Raw genomic sequence first — 221 nt, 5'->3', positions numbered from 1 at the left:
ACCGTTGCCGGCGACGACAACATCACCACCGAAGCCCAAGACGATAAAGTGACCGTTAAGCTGAACAAAGACCTGGTTGTAGACAGCGTCAAAGCCGGCGACACCACCGTTAACAACGACGGTGTAAAAGTAGGCGATGATGTTGCATTGACCCAAGACGGCGTTAAAGCAGGTGACGTCAAACTGACCAAAGACGGTTTGAACAACGCCGGCAACAAAGT

The 221-nt window shown here is 51.6% G+C and carries 1 protein-coding gene; it reads left to right on the top strand.

What is annotated here, in order from left to right:
- A partial coding sequence (locus tag ACTHTK_RS10370) for a hypothetical protein (RefSeq protein ID WP_440378623.1) occupies positions 1–221 on the top strand: 221 nt, incomplete at both ends.

Origin of the sequence: Neisseria sp. P0006.S009, assembly GCF_051962915.1 — a bacterium.
GTDB lineage: Bacteria > Pseudomonadota > Gammaproteobacteria > Burkholderiales > Neisseriaceae > Neisseria > Neisseria subflava_E.
This window is presented reverse-complemented; position numbering and strand designations above follow the sequence as displayed.